Source organism: Planctomycetia bacterium (assembly GCA_034440135.1).
Classification (GTDB): domain Bacteria; phylum Planctomycetota; class Planctomycetia; order Pirellulales; family JALHLM01; genus JALHLM01.
The window spans coordinates 1-8,498 of record JAWXBP010000374.1 but is presented as its reverse complement, the minus strand read 5'-3'; the positions used below and the strand labels follow the sequence as shown (position 1 = coordinate 8,498).

The window sequence follows — 8,498 nt, the reverse complement described above, 5'->3', positions numbered from 1 at the left end:
GCCATCTCAACAGCCCTCCGTGGCAAAAACGAAACTCAGCGACATCGTCGCCGGTTACGCATTGCACGGAAACCCCAGTTTTGAGACAAGGCCTAGTGTTGGCGGCGTTTTCGGTATTTCAATCCTGCGGCCGCGAGCCCGACGGCGGCCAGCGCCCAGGTCGACGGTTCCGGCACGCCCAAGTTCGTATCAATGCCCAACGACGAACCGTTCATGTGGCGTTCCGCGAAGAACATCTGGAGGTCGTAGGATTCGCCCGGTGTTAGGCCCAGCGTGTCGAAATCAATGGCGCCCGTGGCTCCTGGATGCACTCCGCCCAGATCGAGCGCCAACTCGTTGTCGACGAAGATCCACAGATCGTCATCCGCGGCGACATTGAAATGAGAACCTGGGAAATAGATAAACGGCATACTGACAGCGACGGCGAAATGGTAGTTGTGCGGATTGCCTTCGTTGCCCAACAACATGTCGTCGATCGGGTAGAAGTCCGTCGGCGCAAAAGAATACGCGCCGGGGGACGACTGCAGCAGGTCGATCAAAAAGCCATCGCTCATGTTGGCCGGAGTGTCATGGAACCAATCATGGAAGTCCGTGGCATTCGTGACCGAGAGCGCCGTCGTGGCGGGATTGAACTCGGGTCGCAGATCATCGCCCAAGTCTGGCATGACGATGCCCGTCTCGATACCGCTGACGGCCGGCTCCATGTTCGGATGCGACGACGAGAGATCGTAAATCCGCCCGGTCAACGTGAGGTACGACATGCCGCCATGCGCCGTCGGGATCATGGAGAAGAACGCACAAATCACGACCGCCGAAAAGATTCGTTGCATCGCCGCTGTTCCAAGACAGGTGAACTAGCCGCCAAAGATGGCCCTAGTTCAACTCTGTTTCGCTCCGAACGCGCCTTCAAAAGAATTCAGGGCCGCGGACCCGAGATAGGCCGGAAGGGCGGATGGGCAAATCGATTTGCGCGAAGAAACCGCGCGCCAACCGAAAAAACGAGGGAACCGAAGATTCACCACAGAGGCACGGCGAACACGGAGACGGAGGATTTAACCGCGAAACACGCGAAATGATGCGAAAAACAGAGTTTGGAGCGCTTCAACATTGATTTGTATACTTAAGTTTCACAGCGACGTTTCGCGTCATTTCGCGTGTTTCGCGGTGCAATAACTCTCTTCCCTCCGTGGTGAAACCCAAATCTCGCCCGCTCTAGGTCGTGTTGACATTGATCTTGGTGATTTGGGTTAGGCCTTGCCATCCTGTTTATTCATGGAGGGTGGTGATGCGGCGGCACGACATCGGCGACGGCGATTGGGCGAAGATCGAGAAGCTGTTGCCTGGCAAAAAAGGCGATTCTGGTCGTACGGCGGTTTCAGCACGAAAATCCGCATCGCGGTCGACGCGCAAGGCCGTCCTGTTTCACTGCTACAAACCCTTGAGCGATGCTATCACGGACTCCTGCGCCACAATAGTCTAGCAGCACTTTCCGTCGGGCGGCGTCCGCGGCCTAGCCAGGCTTCGCCATCAGGAACGTGTCGATCGTGGCCACCGCGTCCGGCGTCAAGCGCCAATCCGCGGCCCCGACCAGCTCCTTGAGCTGACCAGGCCGTCGCGCGCCAACGATTGCGCCGGTTACGGCCGGGTGACGCAAGACCCAGGCGATCGCCACTTCGCCGGCAGTGCGCTCGTGCGGAGCGCCGATCTGTTTCAACAGCTCCACGAGTTCGAGGTTTCGCGTCAGCAGGGGTTCTTGATAGTTGTTGTTCTTCTCCCGTCGCCAATCGTCGGCGGGCATGGCGGCGATGCGTTCGCGGGTCATGGCGCCTGTCAGTAGTCCACTGGCCATCGGCGAGTAGGCGATGACGCCGATGTTGTTGGCGAGGCAATACGGCAAGATGCCGCCTTCGATCTCCCGCCGAATCATCGAGTACGGCGGTTGCAGCGAAGTGATCGGTCCGAATCGTGAAACCTGCGCCATTTGCTCCGCGCTGAAGTTCGACACGCCGATCCAGCGGACCTTGCCTTCCGTTTTCAATTTGACCATCGTCTCCCAGCCTTCGTCGATATCCACAATCGGTTCCGGCCAGTGCACCTGGTAGAGATCGATGACATCGACTTTCAATCGACGGAGACTGGCTTCGCATTCGGCGCGAATACTCGCGGCCTTCAAACTCTTGCCGAGCTGCCGTTGCTCGTTCCAGACCCGGGCGCACTTGGTAAACACGTACGGGCGGCTGGCGACGCCCGCCAACGCCTGGCCGACCACCTCCTCGGAGTGCCCGAGTCCGTAGACCGCGGCGGTGTCGATCCAATTGATGCCGAGATCGATCGCTTCACGAATCGTGGCGACGCTGTCGGCGTCGTCCTGGGCGCCCCAGGCGAAATCCCAGCCGCCGCCGCCGATCGCCCAGGCGCCGAAACCCATGGGCGTAATCTGCAAGTCCGAATTGCCAAGTTGTCGCGTTTGCATAGGGCGGCGCTCGATGATTGCTTCGCGGAGGATCGCCCACTTGATCGCGGGACGTGCGGGTTCTGGTCCCAACATTTTGGGAGATTGAAAGGGGACGTCAACGACTACTGGGCCAGAATCCGATCAATGCACGGAAGCTGGCAGACGCCGGGTGCATCGATTAAGCTGACGCCAACCTTCTCGGCCCACTTATTCGCAGGCGCTCCCATGAAATCTTGCTGTCTGGCAGTTGTGTTCGCCTTGGTCGGATCGATTCTCCACGCCGCGGACTTGCCTCGCAGCAATCCGGAGGCGCAGGGCGTTTCGTCGTCGGCGGTGCTGTCTTTTATCGAAGCGGCCGACAAGGTCGATTCGATGAACAGCTTCATGCTGGTGCGGCACGGACATGTGGTCGCCGAAGGATGGTGGACTCCGTATCGGGCGGAAGCGCGTCACTCGCTGTACTCGTTGAGCAAGAGCTTTACTTCCACTGCCGTTGGGATGGCGATCGCCGAGGGGAAGCTGAACGTCGATGACGACGTGCTGAAGTTCTTTCCAGACGATGCTCCGGATTCGCCCAGCGATAACTTGAAGGCGATGCGGGTCAGCGATTTGTTGCGCATGGCGACAGGGCAACAATCGGAACCGCCGCGCAAAAGTGACGAAGTTTGGACGAAGTCCTTTCTGGCGCATCCCGTGCCGTTCAAGCCGGGGACGCATTTTCTTTACAACACTTCGGCGACGTACATGCAGTCGGCGATTGTGCAACAAGCGACCGGGCAAACCGTGCTTGACTACTTGCGGCCGCGACTGTTCGAGCCGCTGGGCATTGAAGACCCAACGTGGGAGCTGAGCCCGCAGGGCGTTGCGACGGGCGGTTATGGCCTGAGCGTGCGGACGGAAGACATCGCGAAGTTCGGCGAGCTTTATTTGCGCAAGGGGAAATGGGGCGATCGGCAACTCGTGCCCGAGGCCTGGGTCGACGCGGCCACGGCGCGACAGACGTCGAACGGGAGCAGCCCCAATAGCGACTGGGATCAGGGCTACGGCTATCAATTCTGGCGTTGCCGGCACGGGGCATATCGCGGCGACGGGGCGTTTGGCCAATATTGCATTGTGCTGCCGGAGCAAGACGCGGTGATCGCCATCACGAGCGGCGTGCGCAACATGCAGGAAGTACTGAATCTGGTTTGGGACCATTTGCTGCCCTCAATGCACGCTTCAAGCCTGGCGGCCGACGAGCCGTCCGCCCAACAACTCCGCGACCGGCTGACTTCGCTGACGGTGCGTTTGCCGGAGAGTCAGGGCGAGCCGGCAAAGGTCGCGGGCAAGACGTTTGCGTTCCCGGCGAATGAGCGCAAGGTGGAAGCGATTTCGTTGGAACAAGGTTCGACGGACGGTCAAGATACGCTCGTGGTCCGAGTTGGCGGCGTGGAGCAACGCATTGCTTGCGGTCGCGGCACTTGGCACGATGGCGAAGTGGCCTGGGGCGGATTTCCGGCACAGCCAGCGGCGGCCGCCGGCGCTTGGAACGATGGGACCTTCACCGCGAAGCTGTGCTTCTACGAGACGCCGTTCATCGTGACGGTGAAGCTGGCGTTCGCGGGGGACGAAGTGACGATGAACTCTGAGACCAACGTTGGATTCGGTCCGACGAAGCAAGGGGAATTGGTGGGCAAGGTGCAGTGAACGCGGAACTTCTTCCGGTAGCGGCAAGACCGTCGCAAGACACGCTGGCCGGCAGGCAAGATGCAGTGGTACTTTGCGAATACTCCGAGTGCGGCTGAGCCGAACTGACTCGGCGATAAATTGGCGATTCGGGCCGTGTGAGAGGCACTGTCACGCGGGTGGCGCTACGGGTACGGGTCGCCGGCATAGACAAACGGGAACACGCGCTCGACTCCGCGAAAGAACAGTACCGACGTGACCACGAGCCACGTAAGTGTGAGCGCCCGGATCGTAATCTCTCCGACAGTCCCCCAGCGCGCGGCGAAGCGTTCCAGCGCGCGGGAAGCGATCACGGCCGGCGCCTGCAGAAGAAAGAACGCGGCCTGGCTGCCGTCGACGCGCGACGTGGCGATATCGAACGCGACTTCATGAAACGCCGCGCTGAAGGCGAATGTGGCGCAGATGCCCCGCACCGGATGACGCAACCCGCCGGAAGGCAGAAACACGTTGGCCGTAAGCCACGCTCGCACGCGCTGGTTGTAGCGATACCAAAACTCCGCCGGCGTGCGGGCTAGAAAAGCAAAGTTCACGATCGGCAGTGTATCGAACCCGGCGAGCCGCTCCAGTCCCAGCAAGGCTTGCGACAGAGACTCAATGGCGACGGTGAACAACGCCATTTTGATTACGTGATCGAGCCAGAAGTTCTCGCGAAGCAGTGGAATCGAGCGGCACGAGAGCGTCACCATCAGCATGGCCGCGAACAGTCCACAACCCATTGCAAAGCGTAACCATTCCTTCGACGACGAGACGCCGGACGCGCAGCGGCGCGCTCGCCAGTTAAATAACACGACCAGCGAAGGAAACGGATTCAAAAAGCGGTAGTAGGTTCCCCAACTCACGGATACGGCGTGTCGGCCGCGCACGCAACGCGCGAAGTCAGCCATGCGGAAGCTAGCGTCCGCGGCCAGAAATACGGCGAGCGCCCGCAATTGAATATGGGCTGGCGGAATAAGTAGGGGGCAACTCAGTAGGAGCGCCACAGCAAGCGCGAGGGCCGAAACCTGAACGCGACTTCGCCTGCTTAGCAGCGGAAAGGCCAGCGCCGCGACGGCGTACTGGGTCGCCAGCGCGAGCAAGAGCATGGCGATCGCGAAATTCGGCATCGATTACTGATTCCCCAGCTGATGTCCACCGATCGATGAGACGTTGATGATGTGTCCCGACTTGCGATCTCGCATCCCGGGCAGCACGGCCGCGATGCCATGCAACACGCCGCGAATGTTGACGTCGATCATTCGATTCCATTGGTCGATCTTGAGTTCGTGCAGTGGCGAGAACGGCATGACGCCCGCGTTGTTGATCAGGACATCCACACGACGATGCTTGGCCTTCGCAAAATCAACGAAGGCGCGCATGTTGCCGAGGTTGGCCACGTCGAGCGCCTGAAAATCAACCGTTCCGCCGGCAGCACGGATTTCGCCGGCGAGCTGTTCCCGTCGATCGGTGCGGCGCGCGCCGAGCACCACGAGCGCGCCACGTTAGCTTACCAGCGCGCTGAATAAGCTGCCGGGGGCTCCCACCGTTTGGAGCCATGACTGAGCGTTGTACACAAACTTGTACACACGGGCCTGGCTCGAATGGGCATTCTGGGGCATTTGCTGGCACGACGCCGGTGGAAGTCGATCCGCCGGAAGACGCCCCGGACGAGATGCCCAAAGCGTTGCGTGGCAACGATTTGTCGCTTGCTGTCGCGACCGGTCACGCGGAGTCAGAGAAGAGGCGCCGGTGGGAGTCGAACCCACGGTGGCGGATTTGCAATCCGCTGCCTTAGCCACTTGGCTACGGCGCCTTGTTGACCGTAACGTAGATACCGCTTGGTTTTACGTCAAGGTTGGCAATGTCCCACGGCCGGTGTGCGCCGGCGGCTTCGCTCGCTTTCCATTCTTACGGTCGAAAGGCGAGGTTCAAGCCCTCGTTTTCGGAACGCCACACGGTGACGGCCAGGAAGCGACGCCCCCGAATGGAGGGACATTCTGGCGGCTTTTGGCAGACACCGCAAGACGTCTGAATGCGGCGCTTGCCGGGCATTCGCGTATTGGCTGCTGCTGCTCGCTCGTCTTAATGGTCACAGTCCCGCGGTCGATCACGGCAGGATATTTTGTGCGCGAAACCTGGCAGCGAGCGGCATGGCGATGGCATTTCTACGCCGGGATGATGATTGGCCCGATTCTGTTTGTGGTCGCGGCAACCGGCGGCAGCTATGTGTTTCGCGAGGAGATTGAACGTCACTTCTCGGCGGATGTTTCGTATGTCGAGCCCGGCAGCCGACGGGTATCGTATGAAACGATGCTGACTGCGGCCACGAAGCAACTCGGCGGCGAACGGCGCCCGGCAAGAATCGAAATTAGCGCTGATCCAGAACGATCGGTCGGCGTGCTATTTTATGGCGACGGGGACGACTCGTTTCACCGCATTCACGTCGATCCCTATCGCGGGGAAGTGCTCGGAGAATCGTCGACGATTGAGTACTTCAACTTCGCGTTGCAAATCCATCGGGGCATTTTTGCAGGGCTACCAGGGCGGATGATCGCCGAGCTTTCGGCATCTTGGACCGTGATTCTGTCTGTCACCGGGGTTTTTCTCTGGTGGCCGTGCCGCTGGCAACGCGGGGCCGGCGTGATTTGGCCGCGCTGGTGGCTCGCGCCGTATGTTTTTTGGCGCGATTGTCATGCCATGTGCGGCGCGGCTGTGATGCCAATCGCCGTGACGATCGCCGGCACTGGGTTGCTCTACACGTTCGTTTGGGGCCAGGCGTTCAATCGCGCCGCGCAATACACGAATTCCTACACACTGTTCGTGGATAATCCGAAGTCCTCTCCGACTTCGGCGTCGCGGCGAATTGCGCTTGATGAAATTGTTGGGCGCGTGCGGGCGGAATATCCTGCGGCGAATTTTGGGATCGATTTGCCGCGAGCGACGGAGGAGAGCTATGTCGTCGGGATCACCGAAAGGCACGGACCCAACACCACCGCGATCCTGGTTTTCGACGCGTACAGCGGGAACGAGCTCGCGCGTCGTCGCCATGCCGACGCCCCGCCGTTGCAACGATGGAACAATTGGGCGTATCGTCTCCACACTGGTTCGGCGCTGGGCATGGTCTCGAAAATCGCCTGGTCTTGCACCTGCCTGGTGTTGATGGCGCTGCCCGTGACCGGCGCATGGATGTGGTGGCAGCGCCGGCCGCGCGGATCGCTAGGGTTGCCGCGTTCAAGGGACGGGAAACTTCCGCGCGGCGCGATCTTACTGATCGCCGCCTTTGGCCTGGTGTTGCCGATGTTCGGTCTCAGCGTGTTGGCAATTGCGCTTGTGCGAGGGTTTGCGCGTTTGATTCGCGGTCGTTAGTCGTGGGTGGCTGGGGTCGAATGTAGTCATTCGCCCCCAGGGTCGAGCGCGCTGGGGGCGAATGACTACATTCGACCCCAGCCACCCACGTCGTACTCAGTCGCGCTGAACGATTCAACTTCATTGAAGCGATCACGGCGGTATCGAATCAACACTGATCGGACCAGGAACGCCCAGGATGTACCACGAAGCACTTGACCATTTCCATTCGACTGCGGTTGATACTAAGTTTTTTCGCACCGGGTTGAGATGAATGTACTCAATCATGTTGAGAAGCGTATTGCTCTTAGTGATGTTCCGGTCATACCCTCCACCAGACTGCCAAAACAACCGTTCAATTCGGCTGCCACGCGTGCGAGTAATCCGCGGCACCCATTCCGGTGCATGCGTCACAATGTGCTCAATGCCCAGCACTCCGACTGGACGCTTGATCGCCTGCCGAATCGCGGCGACGGAATAGCTGAGATTCCGTGGTCGAATAATTAGGTGAACGTGATCTGGCATGAACACGTACGCCCAAACATCGAACGCGTGTTTCTCCCGAGCATCTTCAATGGCGTTCGCTAGCCATTCGCAAGTTCGATCGGAGGAGAGAAACGGGTAGCCGCGGTAACAAGAAAATGTTAGCTCGTGGGCATGCCCAGGCTCAGCGATATTTTGGCGGTGCATCTATAAGGCCAAAAAAGTCGCGGATGGCTGGGGTCGAATGTACTCGCTCGACCCCACCAGAGAAAGCATGAAACGGAAGCGTCGTTCAGCGTTTCCCATGCTCGGGCCATGACTGCATTCGCACTCAGGTCTAGCGCGCTGGGGGCGAGCGAGTACGCTCGACCCCAGCCACCCCCGCTTTCAAGTAACCCGGAAACCAAGCTGTGACGCAGCCTGCTAGTGTTTCGTCAGACCTTGATTTTGGGGTAGACCGATTTGAGTTTATAGCGGGCGTCGGTGATTTTCATGTGCCAGTCGACGCCGCGTT

General features: G+C 59.8%; 6 protein-coding genes, 1 tRNA gene and 1 pseudogene. 2 read left to right on the top strand and 6 right to left on the bottom strand.

Features of this window, described 5'->3' with window-relative positions:
- Positions 1–92: 92 nt before the first annotated feature.
- Both SGJ19_22230 and SGJ19_22225 read right to left on the bottom strand, forming a co-directional pair.
- On the bottom strand, positions 93–830 hold the full coding sequence (locus tag SGJ19_22230) for a fibro-slime domain-containing protein (protein ID MDZ4782972.1): 738 nt from the start codon (positions 828–830) through the stop codon (positions 93–95).
- Positions 831–1,510: 680 nt separating this feature from the next.
- Positions 1,511–2,473 (bottom strand): aldo/keto reductase, encoded by a 963-nt coding sequence (locus SGJ19_22225; GenBank protein ID MDZ4782971.1) that lies wholly within the window; start codon positions 2,471–2,473, stop codon positions 1,511–1,513.
- A gap of 207 nt (positions 2,474–2,680) precedes the next feature.
- On the opposite strand from SGJ19_22225, the gene SGJ19_22220 reads away from it, so the two are divergent.
- Positions 2,681–4,141: a serine hydrolase gene (locus tag SGJ19_22220; protein MDZ4782970.1), complete on the top strand. Its 1,461-nt coding sequence runs from the start codon at positions 2,681–2,683 to the stop codon at positions 4,139–4,141.
- Positions 4,142–4,305: 164 nt separating this feature from the next.
- Here the strand turns inward: SGJ19_22220 and SGJ19_22215 are convergent, their stop codons facing one another.
- The 3 genes and pseudogenes from SGJ19_22215 to SGJ19_22205 all read right to left on the bottom strand — a co-directional run bounded on the left by SGJ19_22215 (position 4,306) and on the right by SGJ19_22205 (position 5,969).
- On the bottom strand, positions 4,306–5,283 hold the full coding sequence (locus SGJ19_22215) for an acyl-CoA acyltransferase (protein MDZ4782969.1): 978 nt from the start codon (positions 5,281–5,283) through the stop codon (positions 4,306–4,308).
- 15 nt (positions 5,284–5,298) lie between these two features.
- Positions 5,299–5,676, bottom strand: a pseudogene (locus tag SGJ19_22210) (SDR family NAD(P)-dependent oxidoreductase).
- A gap of 221 nt (positions 5,677–5,897) precedes the next feature.
- Positions 5,898–5,969 (bottom strand) — tRNA-Cys (locus tag SGJ19_22205).
- Between the two features lie 311 nt (positions 5,970–6,280).
- Here SGJ19_22205 and SGJ19_22200 point away from each other — a divergent pair.
- Positions 6,281–7,522 carry a PepSY domain-containing protein gene (locus SGJ19_22200; protein MDZ4782968.1) on the top strand — a complete coding sequence of 414 codons (1,242 nt, stop codon included), beginning with the start codon at positions 6,281–6,283 and terminating at the stop codon, positions 7,520–7,522.
- Between the two features lie 132 nt (positions 7,523–7,654).
- Here the strand turns inward: SGJ19_22200 and SGJ19_22195 are convergent, their stop codons facing one another.
- Entirely contained in the window at positions 7,655–8,191 is a 537-nt protein-coding gene (locus tag SGJ19_22195) for a transposase (protein MDZ4782967.1), read from the bottom strand.
- Between the last annotated feature and the right edge of the window lie 307 nt (positions 8,192–8,498).